This is a genomic window from Streptomyces sp. 2-1 (assembly GCF_048564895.1).
GTDB lineage: Bacteria > Actinomycetota > Actinomycetes > Streptomycetales > Streptomycetaceae > Streptomyces > Streptomyces phaeochromogenes.
The window spans coordinates 9,177,015-9,195,630 of the sequence record NZ_CP183383.1 but is presented as its reverse complement, the minus strand read 5'-3'; the positions used below and the strand labels follow the sequence as shown (position 1 = coordinate 9,195,630).

The following is an 18,616-nucleotide window of genomic DNA, read 5'->3' as shown; positions in this document are numbered from 1 at the left end:
CTCGGCGAACCTCTTTGCCTGTTGGGTTGGGCACGGTCTTCTCGCGGGCGTCGTGGAGCTGCTGGGCCAGTTCGGCCTGGTCCGGAGTCGACCGGTGCGAAGTTGTCTGACGGATGTTGAGCAGGCGCTACTGGCGCCGCACCTGCCCAAGCACGAAGGAGCATTTCGGGTGAGCAAGGTACTGGCCATGAGGGCCTCCCGGGAGAGAGTCCGCGACGGCGCTCCGGCGCCGGTCAAGGACTGGGTCGACTTCTCCGACGGATCGGAACCGTCCCGGGTGGTCGCGTACGTGGAGCGCGAGTTGCCGCAGGGCGGCATCCCCGCATACCTCGCGGCCCGCCGCAGCGGCGCCCGCTCCTTCGTCCTGTGGGCCGACGAGCACCGCCGGGAGCGGGTGGCCACCCTGGTGACCCTGTCGGCCACCGGCGGTGTCGCGACGTTTCAGGCGCTCGGAGCGCACGGCGAGCTCATCGGCACGCTCGTACGCGAGAAGGCGCTCCGTGGCAGGGGCCTGCGCACCCGCTGGACCGTGACTCAGCCCGGCGGCCCTGAGGCTGTGGGCTTCAAGGGCCGCATCTTCTGGTGGTTCATGTGGTGGCTGTCGTTTCCCATGCAGCTGCTGATCCTCGTGTTCAGCGTTTTCGACAGTGTCCCCGGCAATGAGGGTGGTGTCGCGCGCGGCCCCCGCCGCATCAAGTGGCGCGCGGGTGGCCAGGTCCCGCTGGAGTTCAGATCCCGCGGCGACAAGCTGCATGTGCACGCGCCGGGATTGGACTGGCGGCTTGGGGCCACCCTGATCGTCCTGCTGCACACTTTCGGCGCCGGCCCGTGGGACGCCAGGAAGAAGTGAATCCGCGAAGAGATTCTCGACCTGCACGACGCCTCCTGCTTCACCGCCACCGCCAACAAGGAACGGGAAGCGCCGGAACCACAAGCGAATCCGAGTGGGACGCCCGCAGCCACAGCCGGAGCACCGGCCAAGACGGATGGGCAGCCTGTGCATGTCCACCGCCGACGGTCCCGGCAGCGCTGGCGCCTGAAGCCGGCGACGCAGCCGGCATGGCACATCGTCTCCGTCGGTGTCCTATGTGACGGAGACGGAGCGTCACGATCTCGACCCCAAGGACGCACGCTACAAGTGGCGGCCCCTCAGCAGGACGCTTGAGGCCAAGCTCAGTTCAACGCGCTGCAGTTGGCAGTCGGCCCGTCCGGGCATCACGTTCAGCTGGCCCCTCCGCCTCTCGGCACCGGAGGTGGCCCCCGCCGGTAGCGTTGGTCCGAGGGGAGCGCCGATCTGGGGGACGTGTGACTGAAGCGGATGCACCACCCATCGTCTTCGTGCATGGGACGCGGTTCAGCGCAGGACAGTGGAGTTCACAAGTCACCGCTCTCCAAGAGGACTTCCCAGTGGTCGCCGTTGACCTACCGGGCCACGGCACCCGCTCGGCCCAGCCCTGGAGTCTGAGCGCGGCGACCGAGATCATCGCTTCCGCGGTGGACTCTCTCGACCGCGGGCCGGCTCTGGTCGTCGGGCACTCGCTCGGCGGATACGCCTCGCTGGAGTTCGCGCGACGATGCCCGAAGCAGTTGCGCGGGCTGGTCCTCGCGGGGGCCAGTGCCTCAACTCGTGGCCCGTGGGCAACTCCCTATCGGTGGGTCGCCGGGCTCGTCCCTCGACTACCGGCGGACCGGTTGGCCCGCTGGAACGACCGGTTGCTGCGCCGGCACTATCCCCCCGAGGTGGTCGGGGCGACCATCCGCTCGGGCTACGCCTTCCACACTCTGCCGACCGCCTGGGGCGAGGTACTGGGCCGCTTCGACGCGGGGTCGATGCGTCATGTGGCGGCTCCCGTTCTCATCCTGAACGGCGAGAAGGACACCGTCTTCCGGTCAGGCGAGGGGGATTTCGCCCGCGCGCATCCGAACGCCCGTATCGAATTGATCCCACGGGCAAGGCATCTCGCGAATTTCGACGATCCAGCTGCCTTCACGGATGCCGTTCGCCGCTTCGCCCAACACCTACCTCCTCGTAGCTGAGCGCGCCAGAGCCGGATCCATCAGGGATGCCCCAGCACAGCGGCACCGGCAAACGCTCAGCCTGGCCACGTCGCGAATTGTGACCGCGCTTCCGTGAGCACCACGGCCGACGCGTCGTAGACGCCTACCGCGTGGAGCCGACCTCCCACGCAACCACGGCCAGAACCAGCCAGCACGCAACGTCAGGGCACGGAAGAGCCCGTGGGCGACATCCTGCGGTCAACGTCCTGTCACGCGTGGCCGCTGTATGCGGCACTGCAGTCCTCGGTTGTGCCCTTGGCCGCGCAGAGCTGAATGTAGACCGTGGTGCCTTCTGCCAGATTGCCGCTGTTCCAGTCGCTGTAGTAGGTGGCCGAATGCCCGTGCGTGGTGGCGACGCGCCCGGTCACCGGAGAGATCATGGAAGCCTCCATGCCCCACCCGTCGCCATACACGTCCACCACCTGGAACGCGTCGCCGGGGATGCCGCAACACCCGGGATCGGCGTTCCATGTCATGGTGCCCGCGTAGTGGCCGCTGTTGTAGGCGGCGATGGCGAAGCTCCCGAGGTCCAGCAGTTCCTCGTAGAAGCCGCCGAACCCGCGTTCCTGGTCGACGAGATGGATCTCCAGGATCCAGTGAAGGCGCTGCCCCGCCTCGTCCGTGCGTCCAGGACTGCATCGAACCCGGCGGGGCCGGCGCGCGGCGAGACGTCGCAGTTGCCCTCGGCGTCCGCGCCGGCGACCAGGACCAGCGATGATCAGTCGATCAACCGCCGAGTGTGCTCCGTGAGTTCGGTCATCTCCTTGCGCACGGCCGCGTCGCTGGGGAGGTCATAGACCCGGCGCAACGCCTCCGGGTCGGACACGGCGTCCAGACGGAGCGAGTCGAAGGCACTGCCGGCAAGGGGTGTCGTCATGCCTGCGGCCCTAACGAGCCGACCTGCGGCAGTTGGAATGGTCCGGTCCATCGAGCTGCCGCGCGCTGGTCGACTCGTTGCCAACGCCGCAACATCCTTGCGGCCGTACCGGACGGCGGCGCCGAGCATCGCCGAAGTGACATCCAGCCCGAGAACCACACCCTTGTCACCGATACCTACACGCAGCCCGGGCAGCACCCGTCCGGTGCCGCACCCCAGGTCGACAACCGTCTGCCCGGGGCTCAGACCCATCCGGGCGCATCGAAAGCTCGTCCGGCCAGCCCGCGGACGACCGGATACAGTGCGCGAGACGGCAGCCTGGCCAGAGAGGGGAAGCGTGACCGACACCAGCAACACCCGACCCGCCGACAGCGAAGTGCAAGCTCCGCGGCAGAGCCTTCTGCACCGCCTGATGCGCCACCTCCCCCTGATCGCCCCCGTCCTGCTGTGGGCCGTGCCCTGCTGGGTGCTCCTGTACACCGGCCAGCACTGGCCACTGCCCGTCGCGCTGGTCGGCACCGCCCTGTTCGTCCTCGGCCTCGTGGCCATGCCACTGGCGATGGGGCGCGGCCACGGCCGGCGCCAGCAGGACTGGGCGGCGATCATCGGTGACACCCTGCTGGGCGCCAGCTGGGTTCTGTTCACCTGGTCCGTTCTGCTCGGCGTCCTCCTGCGGCTCGGCCTGACCGTGGCCGGCGTCGGTGAGGGCCAGGACCGGGCCCGCATCGTCACGTGGGCGGTCCTCGGTACAACCGCGGTACTGCTCGCCTGGGGCTACGCCGAAGCCCGCCGCGCGCCCCGCGTGCGCCGCCTCGACGTCCAACTCCCGCGCCTGGGTGCCGGGTTGGACGGCACTCGCGTCGCCCTCATCACCGACACCCACTACGGCCCACTCGACCGCGCCCGCTGGTCGGAGCGGGTGTGCGAGACCGTGAACAGCCTCGAAGCCGACCTGGTCTGCCACACCGGCGACATCGCCGACGGCACCGCCGAACGCCGCCGCGCCCAGGCCACCCCGCTCGGTACCGTGCGGGCCACCCACGCCCGGGTCTACGTCACCGGCAACCACGAGTACTACAGCGAGGCCCAGGGCTGGGTCGACCTGATGGGCGAGCTGGGCTGGGAGCCGCTGCGCAACCGCCATCTGCTGCTCGAACGCGGAGGCGACACCCTCGTGGTCGCCGGCGTGGACGACGTCACCGCCGAATCCTCCGGCCTGCCGGGCCACCGCGCCCACCTCGCCGGAGCCCTGGACGACACCGACCCCGACCTGCCCGTCCTGCTCCTGGCACACCAGCCCAAGTTCATCGACCGGGCGGCAGCCGCCGGCATCGACCTCCAGCTCTCCGGCCACACCCACGGCGGCCAGATCTGGCCCTTCCACCACCTGGTCCGCCTCGACCAGCCCGCCCTCGCCGGCCTGAGCCACCACGGCACCCGCACCCTCCTCTACACCAGCCGCGGCACCGGCTTCTGGGGCCCGCCGTTCCGCGTCTTCGCCCCCAGCGAGATCACCCTGCTCGTACTCCGCTCCCCGCAACCGCCCACCTCGCCGTAGCACTGGGCGTGCCACCACATTCGGCTCGCCCCCGCGGTGCACGACAGCTAGCGGTATGGCCTACTCCAGGCCCTGGTGCCGTCGCTCTGCCTCATGGTCCTCCCGCCGGGCGTCAGATTCGTGCGACTCCGCAAGCCCCTTGAGCAGCTTGCTGGTTCGCGGCCACATGCGTGCCAATTCGGCCTGGGCGGATCGCCTAGACACCTCGAACCACAGCCTCCGTCCGCCAAGGCAGCCCCCCAGTCACGTCCTGCCCCACCTCCGGGATCGCCATCGGCTGACCAGACCCAAGAAGGGAGGAGAGGCCAGTAGACCGCCGGAACGACAAAGCACCCGCGCCCGGCCAGAAGCCGGAGGCGGGTGCCAGGTTCCCCTGCCCGTGAAACGGGGCCCGTGGGGCAATGTTGTGTCCGAGGGGGGACTTGAACCCCCACGCCCGATAAAGGGCACTAGCACCTCAAGCTAGCGCGTCTGCCATTCCGCCACCCGGACTAGGTGTCTGCCGCCTGGACGGGGGTGTTCCCCGTGGCGACATGGACAACAATACCAAGCTTTCGGAGTGGCTTTCACCTGCGTTTCCTCGCCCCGGCGGGGGTTCCCGACAGGTGCGTAGGGTGCGCCTACAGTCTCACCATGGGTGACTGGAAGACTACGGACGGGCTGCCGCGGAGACGGCGGCACCGGGCTTTGTCGCCGTTGCGGGAGCATCTGCGGGACACGTTCTGGTTCGCTCCGACCGCGGCCCTGGTCCTGGTGTTCGTGGTGTGGTCCGCGGCGACGGCGGCGGACGACGCGATCCTGACCGCGCTGCGCGACGCGGGCGACGAGGACGCGGTCGGTGATCTGCTGGGGATCGCCGAGGACGCGAAGACCGTGGTCACCACGATCAGCGCGGCCATGATGACCTTCATCGGCGTCGTCTTCAGCATCTCGCTGGTCGCCGTACAGATGGCCGCCGGGCAGTTCAGCCCCCGCGTCGTACGGATCTTCGTGCGGAGCCGGATCACCAAGGCCACCTTCGCGGTGTTTCTGGCCACCTTCGTCCAGTCCCTGCTCGTCCTCACCTCGTACGACAGCCAGCGTGATCCCTCGCTGGTGGCCTCGATCCCGCTCGTCCAGTCCGTCCTCACGCTGATCCTGGTGGGGCTGAGCGTCGTCCTGTTCGTGATGTACGTGAACTCGACGCTGCGGCTGATGCGGGTCGCGCACGTCGTCGACCTGATCACCAGGGAGGCGCTGCGGGTCGTCGCGAACATGCCCCTCGACGTCTCCGCGGAGGAGCCCGTCGGCGACACCAGCGCCGGCACCGGCTCCAGCCGCGGCCCCGGCCCCGGCGCCAGCTCCGGTCCAGGCCCCGGCTCCGGCCCCGACCTCGGTCCCGAGACCGCCCGTATCGCCCATCACGGCCGCGCGGGCGTGCTGCGGGACGTCGACATCGCGCGGCTCGTCCGGATGGCGCGGCAGAGCGGTGTCGTGCTGCGGCTCGTCCCGCGGATCGGGGACTTCGTCGTGCCGGGCACGCCGGTGTTCGCCGTACACGGCGGGCCCGCCACGAAGGGATTGCGGGCGCTGAGTTTTCAGGTGTCCGTGGGTGCCGAGCGGACGTTCCATCAGGATCTGGGGTTCGGGCTGCGGCAGTTGTCGGACATCGCGTTGCGTGCTCTGTCACCCGCCGTGAACGACCCCACCACGGCGGTTCAGGCCGTGGACCGGATCGTGCAGTTCCTGTCCTCGGTGGCGCAGCGCCCGCTCGGAGTCCTGTTGCACCGGGACCGGCGAGGCACCGTACGGCTGGTGCAACCCGTGCCCGGCTGGGCCGAGTTGGTCGACCTCGCCTTCTCCGAGATCCGGGGGTGCGCCGTGGCCAGCCCTCAGGTCACCCGCCGTCTGCTGGCCGGGCTGGATGATCTTCTCGGTGCCGTTGCCGAGGACCGTCGGGAGCCGTTGGTCCGCCATCGCACGCTGCTGACCCAGGCCGTGGAACGGGCCGTGCCGGAAGCCGCGGACCGCGCGTTCGCCCTCCACCCGGACCGGCAGGGCATCGGCTAGCCGCGACGCCCCCAGTCGGTGGCCGCCGCTCCTCGAAGCCAGTGGGCGGCGCCCCGCACGGCGCCGCCCACTCGCGGTCACGGCATGAGGTGGTACTCCGGGAAGTTGCCCGGCAACCGCTCCCCCGCCGGTCCTCGTGTCACCGCGCGGATCAGCAGCTCGCCGCCCACGAACGCGCCCCGCCAGGACGCGCCGAAGCCGCCGAAGAGCTCGTCGCGGTCGCCGCGCGAGCGGGGCTTGCCGTGGCCGACCTTGAAGGCGCGGATCTGCGGGGCCAGTCGGTCGTAGGTGGCCTCGTCGTCCGTCGACAGGGTCGCGACGAGCGCGCCGTTCGACGCGTTCATGGCGGCGAGCAGCTCGGCCTCGGTGTCGACCAGGACGATGGTGTCGACCGGGCCGAAGGGTTCCGCGTGGTGGAGGGGCGAGGACGGGGGCGGGTTGAGGAGCGTGACCGGTTGGACGTACGCCGCCGTGTCCTGGCCGGGCAGGAAGCGCGCGTCGGCGAGCCGGCCGCGGTGCAGCGGGACCGCGCCCCGGTCGATCGCCTCGGCGACCTGGTCGTGGAGGTCCTTGGCCTTGGCGGCGTTGATCACCGGACCGAAGTCCAGCTGCGGATACGGGTCGTCCGGGTGCTCGACGGCCAGCGGGTGGCCGACGCGCAGCGTACGGACCGCCGGCAGGTACGCCGCCAGGAATTCGTCGAACAGCTCACGCTGGACGACGAAGCGCGGGTAGGCGGTGCAGCGCTGCTTGCCGTAGTCGAAGAGCTTGGGGATCACTGCCGTCAGCGTGTCCCAGTCCGTGTGGTTCCAGATGCCCCAGGTGTTCAGGCCCTCCTGTTCCAGTACGTGTCGTTTGCCGAGGTCGGCGACGGCCGTGGCCACCGCGGCGCCCGTGTCCCGGCCGCCGACGAAGGAGACGCAGCCGATCTCGGGCGCGCGCACGAGCGCCTCCGACAGCTCGCGCCCGCTGCCGCTGACGAGGGTGACGGGAATCCCCTCGCGTGCGGCGAGTGCGCAGGCCAGCGTGAGACACGCGACGCCGCCGTCGGTCGGGGTCTTGGCGATGACCGCGTTGCCTGCCAATGCCTGTATCAGCATTGCGTGAACGAGCACGCTCATCGGGTAGTTCCAGCTCGCGATGTTGGACACGGGCCCGTCGAGCGGGGTCCGGCCCTCGACCATGGGCTCGATTCCGTCGACGTACCAGCGCACGCCGTCGATGGCCCGGTCGACGTCGGCCTGCGCGAGGCGCCAGGGCTTGCCGATCTCCCAGACGAGGAGGAGGGCGAGCAGTTCGCGGTGTTCGGTGAGCGCGTCGAGCGTGGCCGCGACGCGCGCCCGGCGTTCGTCCAGGGGCACGTGCCGCCAGGCGCGGTGGTGGTCCAGTGAGGCGCGTACGGCCTGGTGGGCCGTTACGCCGTCCAGGCGCGGCGGGCCCGCGATGGGGCTGCCGTCCACGGGGCTGGTGGCGGGCAGCGCCCTGCCGTCCGCCTGCCAGGCGGCGCCCCAGAGGTTGAGGACACGGTCGTCCCGGAAGGCTTCCGGCGCCACGGCGAGGCAGCGTTGCCAGGCGTCGGTCCAGGAGGTGTGGGACTTGAGGGTGAGGGTGGGTGCCATTCGGTTGCTCCGCTCTCGGTGCACAGTCGGGGGCGGTAGTGCATGGCTCGTCTCCCGTACGGGAGCACTTGGCGTACATGTCGCACTCGGAGTGCTCGCGTACGGAGACGTCGTACGAAGGACGCTAGCGATCCGTCTCGACCTCGGAAAGTGACGTGATGTCAACTATGAGTGACATCACGCTCCTTCATCCGGACTCGCCCAGCGCGGCGAGGACCAGCCGGGCCGTCTCGGTCGGGGTGTCGCCCACCCGTACGCCGGCCGCCTCCAGGGCTTCCTTCTTCGCCTGGGCCGTGCCGGACGAGCCGGAGACGATCGCGCCCGCGTGGCCCATCGTCTTGCCCTCGGGTGCGGTGAAACCGGCGATGTAGCCGATGACGGGTTTGGTGACGTGGTCGCGGACGTACGCGGCCGCGCGTTCCTCGGCGTCGCCGCCGATCTCCCCGATGAGGACGATGAGTTCGGTGTCGGGGTCGTCCTGGAAGGCGGCCAGGCAGTCGATGTGGGTGGTGCCGACGACGGGGTCGCCGCCGATGCCGACGCAGGTCGAGAAGCCGATGTCGCGGAGTTCGTACATGAGTTGGTAGGTGAGCGTGCCCGACTTGGAGACGAGGCCGATGCGTCCCGACTTGGTGATGTCGGCCGGGATGATGCCCGCGTTGGACTGGCCGGGGGTGATCAGGCCGGGGCAGTTGGGGCCGATGATCCGCGTGCCCTTCGACCTCGCGTACGCGGTGAAGGCGACCGAGTCGTGGACGGGGATGCCCTCGGTGATGACGACGGCGAGCTCGATGCCGGCGTCGGCGGCTTCCACAACTGCCGCCTTGGAGAAGGCGGGTGGGACGAAGACGACACTGACGTCGGCTCCGGTGGCCTCGATGCCTTCGCGCACGGAGCCGAAGACGGGCACGGCGCGGTCGTCGAAGTCGACGCTCTGCCCGGCCTTGCGCGGGTTGACGCCGCCGACGACGTCGGTGCCGGCCGCGAGCATGCGCCGGGTGTGCTTCATGCCCTCGCCGCCGGTCATGCCCTGGACGAGGACCTTGCTCTCCTTGGTGAGGTAGATGGCCATGTCCCGCTCCTTCAGCTGGCGTTGGCGAGTCGGGCGGCACGGCGCGCGGCGCCGTCCATGGTGGTGGCCTGCTGGACCAGCGGGTGTGCGCGGTCGTCGAGGATCGCTCGGCCGCGTACGGCGTTGTTGCCGTCGAGGCGGACGACCAGCGGCTTGGTCAAGTGGACTGATTCCAGAGCCTGCACGATGCCGTCGGCGACCGCGTCGCAGGCGGTGATGCCGCCGAAGACGTTGACGAAGACGGACTTCACCGCCGGGTCGGAGAGGATGACGGAGAGTCCGTCGGCCATGATCTGGGCGGATGCTCCGCCGCCGATGTCGAGGAAGTTGGCGGGGCGCGCACCGCAGCCGGCGACCACGTCGAGGGTCGACATGACGAGCCCGGCGCCGTTGCCGATGATGCCGACCTCGCCGTCCAGCTTCACGTAGTTGAGGTTCTTGGCGGCGGCGGCAGCCTCCAGCGGGTCGTCGTGCGTGGACTCCTGGTCGCCCCAACGGGCCTGCCGGAAGCGGGCGTTGTCGTCGAGAGTGACCTTGCCGTCGAGGGCGAGGATCTGCCCCTGGGCGGTACGGACGAGGGGGTTGACCTCGACGAGCACGGCGTCCTCGCGGATCAGTACGTCCCAGAGCCTGACCAGGACGTCGACGGTCTGCGGGGGCAGGCCCGCGGCGTCGGCGATCTCGGCCGCCTTCGCCGAGGTGACGCCCTCGGCGGGGTCGATGTGGACGCGCGCCACGGCGTCCGGCCGGGTGGCGGCGACCTCCTCGATGTCCATGCCGCCCTCGGCCGAGGCGATGGCGAGGAACCGGCCGGCGGCGCGGTCGAGTACGTAACTGACGTAGAACTCGCTCTCGATGTCGACCGGTTGGGCCAGCATCACCTTGCCGACGGTGTGGCCCTTGATGTCCATACCGAGGATCTGGCGTGCCGTCAGTTCGGTGGCGGCGGGGTCCGCGGCGAGTTTCACGCCGCCCGCCTTGCCGCGTCCGCCGGTCTTCACCTGTGCCTTGACGACGACGCGGCCACCGAGCCTGCGGGCGATCTCGCGTGCCTCCTTGGGCGAGTCCGTGACCTCCGCCCTCGGCACCAAGATGCCGTGTTCCTCGAAGAGTTCCCTTGCCTGGTGCTCGAACAGGTCCATCTCGGCTCCCTCTTAAAAGTGCCGCACGCCCCCTGGACACCACCCACTGGATGCGGGATAACAAGCTTCATACAGTATTCGTCGACTGTATGCAATGTACCGCGACGGCATCCACGAACAGTGCGCGCACCACGTCTGAGCTGCACTTCCGCGCGCCCAATCCCCTACGAAGGGACAGGACTTCGCAATGCCCGACGACAACAGCCAGAACCTCATATCCGGTGGGCACCTGGTCGCCAAGGCACTCAAAGCGGAGGGTGTGGAGGTCATCTACACGCTCTGCGGCGGCCACATCATCGACATCTACGACGGCTGCGTCGACGAAGGCATCGAGGTCGTCGACGTACGCCACGAACAGGTCGCCGCCCACGCCGCCGACGGTTACGCACGCATCACCGGCAAGCCCGGCTGCGCCGTCGTCACCGCGGGGCCCGGCACGACCGACGCCGTGACGGGTGTCGCCAACGCCTTCCGCGCGGAGTCCCCGATGCTGCTGATCGGCGGCCAGGGGGCCCACACCCAGCACAAGATGGGGTCCCTGCAGGACCTGCCGCACGTCGACATGATGACGCCGATCACCAAGTTCGCGGCGACCGTGCCGGACACCGCGCGGGCCGCCGACATGGTGTCGATGGCGTTCCGCGAGTGCTATCACGGGGCGCCCGGCCCGTCCTTCCTGGAGATCCCGCGCGATGTCCTCGACGCCAAGGTGCCGGTCGAGAAGGCCCGGGTCCCCGCCGCCGGCCAGTACCGGGCCTCGACCCGCTCGGCCGGTGACCCCGAGGCCATCGAGAAGCTCGCCGACCTCCTCGTGCACGCCGAGAAGCCCGCGATCCTGCTGGGCAGCCAGGTGTGGACCACCCGTGGCACCGAGTCCGCCATCGAGCTCGTACGCGCTCTCAACATCCCCGCGTACATGAACGGCGCCGGGCGCGGCACGCTGCCGCCCGGGGACCCGCACCACTTCCAGTTGTCGCGCCGGTACGCCTTCTCCAACGCCGACGTCATCGTCATCGTCGGTACGCCCTTCGACTTCCGCATGGGCTACGGGAAGCGGCTGTCGCAGGACGCGACCGTCGTACAGATCGACCTCGACTACCGGACCGTCGGCAAGAACCGGGACATCGACCTCGGGATCGTCGGTGACGCGGGTCTGGTCCTGAAGTCGGTCACCGAGGCCGCTTCCGGGCGCATCAACGGGGGCGCGTCGAAGCGCAAGGAGTGGCTCGACGAGCTGCGTGCCGCCGAGCAGACCGCCATCGAGAAGCGGCTGCCGAACCTGAAGTCGGACGCCTCGCCGATCCACCCGTACCGCCTGGTCAGCGAGATCAACGACTTCCTCACCGAGGATTCCATCTACATCGGCGACGGCGGCGACATCGTCACCTTCTCCGGTCAGGTCGTGCAGCCCAAGTCGCCCGGGCACTGGATGGACCCGGGACCGCTCGGCACGCTCGGCGTCGGCGTTCCCTTCGTGCTCGCCGCCAAGAAGGCACGGCCCGACAAGGAGGTCGTCGCCCTCTTCGGAGACGGCGCCTTCTCGCTCACCGGCTGGGACTTCGAGACCCTCGTCCGCTACAACCTCCCGTTCGTCGGCATCGTCGGCAACAACTCCTCCATGAACCAGATCCGCTACGGCCAGGCCGCCAAGTACGGCCTGGAGCGCGAGCGGGTCGGCAACACCCTCGGCGACGTCCACTACGACAAGTTCGCCCAGATGCTGGGCGGTTACGGCGAAGAGGTCCGCGACCCCGCCGACATCGCCCCCGCCCTCCAGCGCGCCCGCGAGTCGGGCAAGCCGTCACTGATCAACGTCTGGGTCGACCCGGACGCGTACGCCCCCGGAACCATGAACCAGACGATGTACAAGTGAGGCGGCCCCGATGACAGCAACGACAGCGACCTCAGTCACAGAAGCATCGCCGACGACCTCGACCAAGGCTCTCGAAGGCATCCGCGTCCTCGACATGACGCACGTCCAGTCCGGTCCCTCCGCCACCCAGCTGCTCGCCTGGCTCGGCGCGGACGTCGTCAAGCTGGAGGCACCGACCGGTGACATCACGCGCAAGCAGTTGCGTGACCTCCCGGACGTCGACTCCCTCTACTTCACGATGCTCAACTGCAACAAGCGGAGCATCACCCTCAACACCAAGACCGAGCGCGGCAAGGAGATCCTCACCGAGCTGATCCGGCGCTCCGACGTCATGGTCGAGAACTTCGGACCGGGCGCGGTCGACCGCATGGGCTTCACCTGGGACCGCATCCAGGAGATCAATCCGCGGATCGTCTATGCCTCCATCAAGGGGTTCGGGGACGGCCCGTACACCAACTTCAAGGCGTACGAGGTCGTCGCTCAGGCCATGGGCGGGTCGATGTCGACCACCGGTTTCGAGGACGGGCCGCCGCTGGCGACGGGAGCCCAGATCGGTGACTCGGGCACGGGCATCCACGCGGTGGCGGCGATCCTCGCCGCCCTGTTCCAGCGGGAGAACACGGGGCGCGGGCAGCGCGTGAACGTGGCGATGCAGCACGCCGTGCTGAATCTGTGCCGGGTCAAACTGCGGGACCAGCAGCGCCTCGGGCATGGACCGCTGGCTGAATATCCCAACGACGACTTCGGCGACGAGGTTCCCAGGTCGGGCAACGCGTCCGGCGGAGGCCAGCCCGGCTGGGCGGTCAAGTGCGCGCCGGGCGGCCCGAACGACTACGTGTACGTCATCGTGCAGCCCGTCGGCTGGAAGCCCATCACCGAGCTCATCGGGCGCCCCGAACTCGCGGACGCCCCCGAGTGGGCGACCCCGGAGGCCCGCCTCCCCCAGCTCACCAAGATGTTCCAGCTCATCGAGGAGTGGTCGTCCACGCTCCCCAAGTGGCAGGTCCTCGAGCAGCTCAACGCCCACAACATCCCGTGCGGTCCGATCCTCTCCACCAAGGAGATCATCGAGGACGAGTCGCTGGTCGCCAACGAGATGGTCGTGACGGTGCCGCATCCCGAGCGGGGCGACTTCGTGACCGTGGGCAGCCCGCTGAAGCTCTCCGACTCCCCCGTGGACGTGACCAGTTCGCCGCTGCTGGGCGAGCACAACGAAGAGGTGTACGTCGGCGAGCTCGGTCTCGGCGACGAGGAGCTGCGCCTGCTCAAGTCGAACGGAGTGATCTGATTGATGGCCGAAGACCGCGTGCTGAGGGTGCGTACGCTCCTCGAAGCCGTGCGGGCCGAGGGGCGGAGCGCGCTGACCGCGCCCGAGGGCAAGGTGATCGCCGACGCGTACGCGATCGCCGTACCCGGCGAGGAACTGGCGACCGACGTCGACGAGGCGGTCTCCTACGCGGCGCGCTTCGGCGGGCCCGTCGTGATGAAGATCGTCTCCCCCGACATCCTCCACAAGACCGACGCCGGCGGCGTGATCGTAGGTGTGGAGGGCGCGACGGACGTACGCGCCGCCTTCCACAAGATCATCGAAAACGCCCGAGCGTACGACGCCCAGGCCCGTATCGAGGGCGTACAGGTCCAGGAACTGCTCCCCAAGGGGCAGGAGGTCATCGTCGGCGCGGTGACCGATCCGACGTTCGGGAAGGTCGTGGCCTTCGGGCTCGGCGGTGTGCTGGTCGAGGTCCTCAAGGACGTCACGTTCCGGCTGGCGCCCGTGGACGCCGACGAGGCGCTGTCAATGCTGGACTCGATCCGGGCCGCGGAGATCCTGCGCGGCGTTCGGGGCGCCCCGGCCGTGGACCGGTGGGCGATCGCCGAGCAGATCCGCCGGGTCTCCGAACTCGTCGCGGACTTCCCGGAGATCGCCGAGGTGGACCTCAACCCGGTGATCGCCACCCCGGAGGGCGCGGTGGCCGCTGACATCCGGGTCATCCTCGCCGAGGAAGTGGCCAAGCCACGACGGAAGTACACACGCGAGGAGATCCTCACCACCATGCGCCGGTTGATGCAGCCGTCGTCGGTGGCCGTGATCGGTGCCTCCAACGAGCAGGGCAAGATCGGCAATTCGGTCATGCGCAACCTCATCGACGGCGGCTTCTCCGGGGAGATCCACCCGGTGAACCCCAAGGCCGATGACATTCTGGGCCGCAAGGCGTACAAGAGTGTCACGGACGCTCCCGGTGAGGTGGATGTGGCGGTCTTCGCTATTCCCGCCAAGTTCGTGGCCTCGGCCCTGGAGGAGGTGGGACGCAAGGGGATCCCCAATGCCGTCCTGATCCCCTCGGGGTTCGCGGAGACCGGTGAGCACGAGCTGCAGGACGAGATCGTGGCGATCGGCGAGCGCTACGGAGTCCGGCTGCTCGGCCCGAACATCTACGGCTACTACTCGACGTGGCAGGACCTGTGCGCCACGTTCTGCACGCCGTACGACGTCAAGGGCGGAGTCGCGCTCACCTCGCAGTCCGGTGGCATAGGGATGGCCATCCTGGGCTTCGCGCGCACTACGAAGACAGGTGTTTCCGCGATCGTGGGGCTCGGCAACAAGTCGGACCTGGACGAGGACGACCTGCTGACCTGGTTCGGCGAGGACCCCAACACCAAGTGCATCGCCATGCACTTGGAGGACCTCAAGGACGGACGCGCCTTCGTGGAGGCCGCGCGGGCGACCGTCCCCAAGAAGCCGGTGGTCGTCCTCAAGGCGGGCCGTACGGCGGCCGGCGCCAAGGCCGCGGGCTCGCACACGGGCGCCCTCGCGGGCGACGACGCCGTGTACGAGGACATCCTGAAGCAGGCCGGTGTCATCAGGGCGCCCGGTCTGAACGAAATGCTGGAGTACGCGCGCGGGTTGCCGGTACTGCCGACTCCCCAGGGCGACAACATCGTGATCATCACGGGCGCGGGCGGCAGTGGCGTACTGCTGTCCGACGCGGTGACCGACAACGGCCTCTCCCTGATGGAGATCCCGCCGGACCTGGACGCGTCCTTCCGGAAGTTCATCCCGCCCTTCGGAGCGGCCGGCAACCCGGTGGACATCACGGGCGGCGAGCCGCCGTCGACGTACGAGGCGACGATCCGGCTCGGTCTCGAGGACCCCCGGATCCACTCGCTGGTCCTCGGCTACTGGCACACCATCGTGACCCCTCCCATGGTCTTCGCCGAGCTCACCGCGCGCGTGGTGGCCGAATTCCGGGAGCGCGGGATCGAGAAGCCCGTCGTGGCGTCGCTCGCGGGCGACGTCGAGGTCGAGGAGGCCTGCCAGTACCTCTACGAGCGCGGGGTCGTGGCATACCCGTACACGACCGAGAAGCCGGTGGCCGTCCTCGGCGCGAAATACCGCTGGGCGCGTGCGGCAGGGCTGTTGTGACGCGGCTGCGCGCCGCGGGCGCTGTTGGGGGGCGGTTCATGACTTGACCCGGCGAAGGGGCGGGCCGACGGTGCGCGTCGGCCCGCCCCGGGACCCGTGCGCACACGAAAGGAATTGGACAGGGGGCGCTGGCCAGATCTTTCGACGCAAGGGGTGCTACGCGACATGACAACCACCGACTTCACGACACCCGTCCCCTACAGGGAGGTGACGGACCGCAACGGCCGCCTGTACCGGATCGGCGAGACCGACCGGGACATCATGGGGCGACCACGCTGGACCATGGTGCTCTTCCCGTGGATGGGCATGATGGGCATCAGCTCCTCGGAGTACGCGTTCACATCCGCCGAGGACACCCTGCACGAGGCCCACCTCTGGGACAGTGGGCACATCTTCTGGCTGATGGGCGTCTGGATCTTCTTCCAGGCAGCCGTGGCCTTCCCGGCCGGCCAGCTGCGCGAGAGCGGAAAGCTGCCCGCGCGGTACGCCATGATGCTCGGCGCACTCGGCACGATCCTGGGATACATCTCTCTGGCGTACGCGCCGCACGTGATCGTCGCCTACATAGGTTTCGGCATGTTCAGCGGCATCGGCGCCGGCCTCGTCTACGCGACCTGCGTGAACATGGTCGGCAAGTGGTATCCGGAGCGCAAGGGCGGCAAGACCGGCATGGTCAACGGCGGTTTCGCCTACGGCTCCGTGCCCTTCGTGTTCCTGTTCACCTCGTACATGGACCTGTCCAACTACGAGACCGTACTGGTCATGGTCGGCGTCATCTGCTGCACGGTCGTCGCCGTCGCCGGCTGGTTCTTCAAGGACCCGCCGAAGAACTGGTGGCCCGCGCACGTCGACCCGCTGAAGACCTCCGACGACCCCCGGGTCGTGCGGGCACTGGCGAAGAACCCGCCGGCGGTCAAGCAGTACACACCGCGGGAGGCCGCCAGGACGCCCGTCCTGTGGATGATGTGGTTCTGCCTGTTGTGCACGGCCGGTATCAACATCTTCGGCATCGCCATGCAGGTGCCGTTCGGAAAGGAGATGGGGTTCGCGGGCGGCATCGTGGCCACCGCGATGTCACTCAAGGCGATCGTCAACGGCACCGGACGTGGTGTCATCGGCTGGATCTCGGACCGCTACGGCCGCCGGAACACACTGGTCATCGTCTGTGTCGTCCTCGGCTGTTCGCAGTTCGGCGTGTTCCTCTCCGGGAACATGGGCTCGATGCCGTTCTTCCTGGTCTGCTCGATGATCTCGGGTTTCGGCGGCGGCGCGATCTTCCCGCTGTTCGCGGCCATGACGGCGGACTACTTCGGTGAGAACAACAACGCCTCCAACTACGGCATGGTCTACAGCTCCAAGCTCATCTCCGGTCTCGTCGGCTCCGGCGTGGGAGCCGTCGTCGTGAGCGCCTGGGGCTACGGAGGCGCCTTCGCACTGGCCGGCAGCATCGGTCTCGGTTCCGCGGTCCTCGCGCTCTTCCTGCGCGCTCCTGGGCGTCCTGCGGCCAAGCGCATCGTGCCCAACCCGCACCCGATCGGTGAGGAGATGGCCTGAACCGGTGAGGAGCCGCATCGAGCCGGTGAGGGGATGGCCCCTCATGAACCCTTCGGTGCGGAACCCTCCCGCACCGTGTCCGCCGCACACGTCCCCGACGCTCTAGAACTTCCACGAACCGCTTCTGTCCTTGGAAACGCCGACGGTCCTCCCCACGGCACCGCGTGGGGAGGACCGTTCGCTGTGTGTGTCGGGGGTCAGCGGCGCCTTGCGCGGAGGGCCGCGAGGTTGTCGTAACTGATCTTGGCCTCGCGCAGCGACTGTGCGGGGTCGGTGGCGCTGGGCGAGTTGTCGTCCTCGACCATCGGGTTGTGGTAGTTCCGCTCCCCGACCCGTGAGAAGAACGTGGTGTAGTCGATGACGCCCGTTCCGAAGGGCACCATGTCGTAGCCCATGCCGTTGGTGGTGCTCACGACACCGTCCTTGGCGTGGAACAGCGGGTAGCGCTTGTTGTTGCGGGCGACGAGCCCCGCCGGGTCGAAGACCTTCTCACGGGTGGAGCCGTCGTGGGCGGTGTAGGTGTGGAACTTGTACTGGGCCACGTGCGCCCAGAAGATGTCCATCTCCAGCCAGACCAGCTTCGGGTCGGTGGCCTTCAGGAAGTACTCCAGCTTGCGGATCCCGGAGCTGCGGGTGGGCCGGCCCTGCGCGTCCAGCGGACCTCCGTCCAGCAGGAAGCCGTAGGCGGAGTCGTGGTTGTGCGTGTACAGCTTGATGCCCTCGCGGCGGGCGATCCTGCCCAGCGCGTTCCACTTGTCGGCCGCCACGTCCCAGTCGGCCGGGTAGGCGCTGCCGGTGGGGTCGCCGCCGGTGCCCATGTGGTCCATGCCCAGGATGTTGGCGATCTCCAGGTTCAGCTTGAAGGTGTCCACGTCGGCGCTGGTCAGCGGCCAGGAGGGCGGTATGAAGCCGTGGTTGCCCTGGGCGCGCAGGCCGTAGTCGTCGAGCCAGGAGCGCAGCAGCTTGGCGCCCGCCACGGTACCGAGGTTGGCGCCGCCCGGCGCGTTGGCGTGCTGGCCGTAGCCGGCGAACTCCACCTGGCGGTATCCGTGGCGGGCCAGTTGCTTGAACACCTCGCGGAAGCCGGAGGGCAGGTCCGAGGCGAGCGGGTCGCGGGCCGTGGCGTCGCGGACGGTGTAGAGGATGATGCCGCGCTTGCCCGGCGGAACGAGGACGTGACCGCGACCGTGGTCGTGGTCGTGGCCTCTGCCCCGGTCCTGGGCCAGGGCTGGTGAGGCGCCCACCACCGGGGCGGCGATCGCCCCGGCGGCGACGGCGGTGCAGGTGCTGAGGAAGCGGCGGCGGTTGACTCCGAGCGCGCGACGCAGGGCGTCGCCGGTTCCGGATTCGTCGTTGAACGCGGTCACGGTGTCTCTCTTTCGGGTAGGGG

General features: G+C 69.0%; 13 protein-coding genes, 1 tRNA gene and 2 pseudogenes. 8 read left to right on the top strand and 8 right to left on the bottom strand.

Annotated elements, in window-relative coordinates:
- Window positions 1-169: 169 nt before the first annotated feature.
- Window positions 170-850 (top strand): hypothetical protein, encoded by a 681-nt coding sequence (locus tag ACN20J_RS40350; RefSeq protein WP_361990521.1) that lies wholly within the window; start codon window positions 170-172, stop codon window positions 848-850.
- 455 nt (window positions 851-1,305) lie between these two features.
- A complete protein-coding gene (locus tag ACN20J_RS40345; RefSeq protein WP_419667844.1) occupies window positions 1,306-2,037 on the top strand; it encodes an alpha/beta fold hydrolase in 732 nt (243 codons plus the stop codon).
- Window positions 2,038-2,267: 230 nt separating this feature from the next.
- On the opposite strand, the gene ACN20J_RS40340 is transcribed toward ACN20J_RS40345, so the two are convergent.
- From ACN20J_RS40340 to ACN20J_RS40330, 3 genes and pseudogenes are all read right to left on the bottom strand, one after another.
- Window positions 2,268-2,534, bottom strand: a complete 267-nt coding sequence (locus ACN20J_RS40340; protein WP_419667843.1) for a hypothetical protein — start codon at window positions 2,532-2,534, stop codon at window positions 2,268-2,270.
- Between the two features lie 48 nt (window positions 2,535-2,582).
- A pseudogene (locus tag ACN20J_RS40335) lies at window positions 2,583-2,684 on the bottom strand (aminopeptidase); the annotation flags it as partial.
- Window positions 2,675-2,935, bottom strand: a pseudogene (locus ACN20J_RS40330) (pyridoxamine 5'-phosphate oxidase); the annotation flags it as partial. The pseudogenes ACN20J_RS40335 and ACN20J_RS40330, both read right to left, overlap by 10 nt.
- A gap of 337 nt (window positions 2,936-3,272) precedes the next feature.
- Between ACN20J_RS40330 and ACN20J_RS40325 the strand changes: the two are divergent.
- Complete coding sequence (locus ACN20J_RS40325) at window positions 3,273-4,493, top strand: metallophosphoesterase (RefSeq protein WP_419667842.1); 1,221 nt, start codon at window positions 3,273-3,275, stop codon at window positions 4,491-4,493.
- 407 nt (window positions 4,494-4,900) lie between these two features.
- Here the strand turns inward: ACN20J_RS40325 and ACN20J_RS40320 are convergent.
- Window positions 4,901-4,985 (bottom strand) — tRNA-Leu (locus ACN20J_RS40320).
- A gap of 141 nt (window positions 4,986-5,126) precedes the next feature.
- On the opposite strand from ACN20J_RS40320, the gene ACN20J_RS40315 reads away from it, so the two are divergent.
- Window positions 5,127-6,542: a DUF2254 domain-containing protein gene (locus tag ACN20J_RS40315; RefSeq protein ID WP_419667841.1), complete on the top strand. Its 1,416-nt coding sequence runs from the start codon at window positions 5,127-5,129 to the stop codon at window positions 6,540-6,542.
- 77 nt (window positions 6,543-6,619) lie between these two features.
- On the opposite strand, the gene ACN20J_RS40310 is transcribed toward ACN20J_RS40315, so the two are convergent.
- The 3 genes from ACN20J_RS40310 to sucC form a co-directional block, all read right to left on the bottom strand.
- Complete coding sequence (locus ACN20J_RS40310; protein WP_419667840.1) at window positions 6,620-8,161, bottom strand: aldehyde dehydrogenase family protein; 1,542 nt, start codon at window positions 8,159-8,161, stop codon at window positions 6,620-6,622.
- Window positions 8,162-8,348: 187 nt separating this feature from the next.
- Window positions 8,349-9,233 (bottom strand): succinate--CoA ligase subunit alpha, encoded by an 885-nt coding sequence (gene sucD / locus ACN20J_RS40305; protein WP_190227230.1) that lies wholly within the window; start codon window positions 9,231-9,233, stop codon window positions 8,349-8,351.
- Between the two features lie 11 nt (window positions 9,234-9,244).
- Window positions 9,245-10,375, bottom strand: coding sequence for an ADP-forming succinate--CoA ligase subunit beta (gene sucC / locus ACN20J_RS40300; protein ID WP_419667839.1), 1,131 nt, complete (start codon window positions 10,373-10,375; stop codon window positions 9,245-9,247).
- 187 nt (window positions 10,376-10,562) lie between these two features.
- Here sucC and ACN20J_RS40295 point away from each other — a divergent pair, with 187 nt between their 5' ends.
- From ACN20J_RS40295 to ACN20J_RS40280, 4 genes are all read left to right on the top strand, one after another.
- Complete coding sequence (locus ACN20J_RS40295; protein WP_189840998.1) at window positions 10,563-12,248, top strand: thiamine pyrophosphate-binding protein; 1,686 nt, start codon at window positions 10,563-10,565, stop codon at window positions 12,246-12,248.
- Window positions 12,249-12,258: 10 nt separating this feature from the next.
- The gene (gene frc, locus ACN20J_RS40290; RefSeq protein ID WP_361892480.1) at window positions 12,259-13,536 is read left to right on the top strand and encodes a formyl-CoA transferase; all 1,278 of its coding nucleotides are present in this window, start codon (window positions 12,259-12,261) and stop codon (window positions 13,534-13,536) included.
- Between the two features lie 3 nt (window positions 13,537-13,539).
- The gene (locus ACN20J_RS40285; RefSeq protein WP_419667838.1) at window positions 13,540-15,672 is read left to right on the top strand and encodes an acetate--CoA ligase family protein; all 2,133 of its coding nucleotides are present in this window, start codon (window positions 13,540-13,542) and stop codon (window positions 15,670-15,672) included.
- A gap of 165 nt (window positions 15,673-15,837) precedes the next feature.
- Window positions 15,838-17,226: an OFA family MFS transporter gene (locus ACN20J_RS40280; RefSeq protein WP_189840995.1), complete on the top strand. Its 1,389-nt coding sequence runs from the start codon at window positions 15,838-15,840 to the stop codon at window positions 17,224-17,226.
- A gap of 197 nt (window positions 17,227-17,423) precedes the next feature.
- Here ACN20J_RS40280 and ACN20J_RS40275 read toward each other — a convergent pair whose 3' ends face one another.
- Entirely contained in the window at window positions 17,424-18,593 is a 1,170-nt protein-coding gene (locus tag ACN20J_RS40275) for a sugar phosphate isomerase/epimerase family protein (protein ID WP_419667837.1), read from the bottom strand.
- Window positions 18,594-18,616 lie beyond the last annotated feature (23 nt).

What these genes read in the sequence shown, in the direction of transcription:
- ACN20J_RS40340 (WP_419667843.1), bottom strand. Translation starts at nt 2,534, where the DNA reads ATGACATGGAACGCCGATCCCGGGTGTTGCGGCATCCCCGGCGACGCG.
- ACN20J_RS40315 (WP_419667841.1), top strand. Translation starts at nt 5,127, where the DNA reads ATGGGTGACTGGAAGACTACGGACGGGCTGCCGCGGAGACGGCGGCAC.
- ACN20J_RS40310 (WP_419667840.1), bottom strand. Translation starts at nt 8,161, where the DNA reads ATGGCACCCACCCTCACCCTCAAGTCCCACACCTCCTGGACCGACGCC.
- sucD (WP_190227230.1), bottom strand. Translation starts at nt 9,233, where the DNA reads ATGGCCATCTACCTCACCAAGGAGAGCAAGGTCCTCGTCCAGGGCATG.
- sucC (WP_419667839.1), bottom strand. Translation starts at nt 10,375, where the DNA reads ATGGACCTGTTCGAGCACCAGGCAAGGGAACTCTTCGAGGAACACGGC.
- ACN20J_RS40295 (WP_189840998.1), top strand. Translation starts at nt 10,563, where the DNA reads ATGCCCGACGACAACAGCCAGAACCTCATATCCGGTGGGCACCTGGTC.
- frc (WP_361892480.1), top strand. Translation starts at nt 12,259, where the DNA reads ATGACAGCAACGACAGCGACCTCAGTCACAGAAGCATCGCCGACGACC.
- ACN20J_RS40285 (WP_419667838.1), top strand. Translation starts at nt 13,540, where the DNA reads ATGGCCGAAGACCGCGTGCTGAGGGTGCGTACGCTCCTCGAAGCCGTG.
- ACN20J_RS40280 (WP_189840995.1), top strand. Translation starts at nt 15,838, where the DNA reads ATGACAACCACCGACTTCACGACACCCGTCCCCTACAGGGAGGTGACG.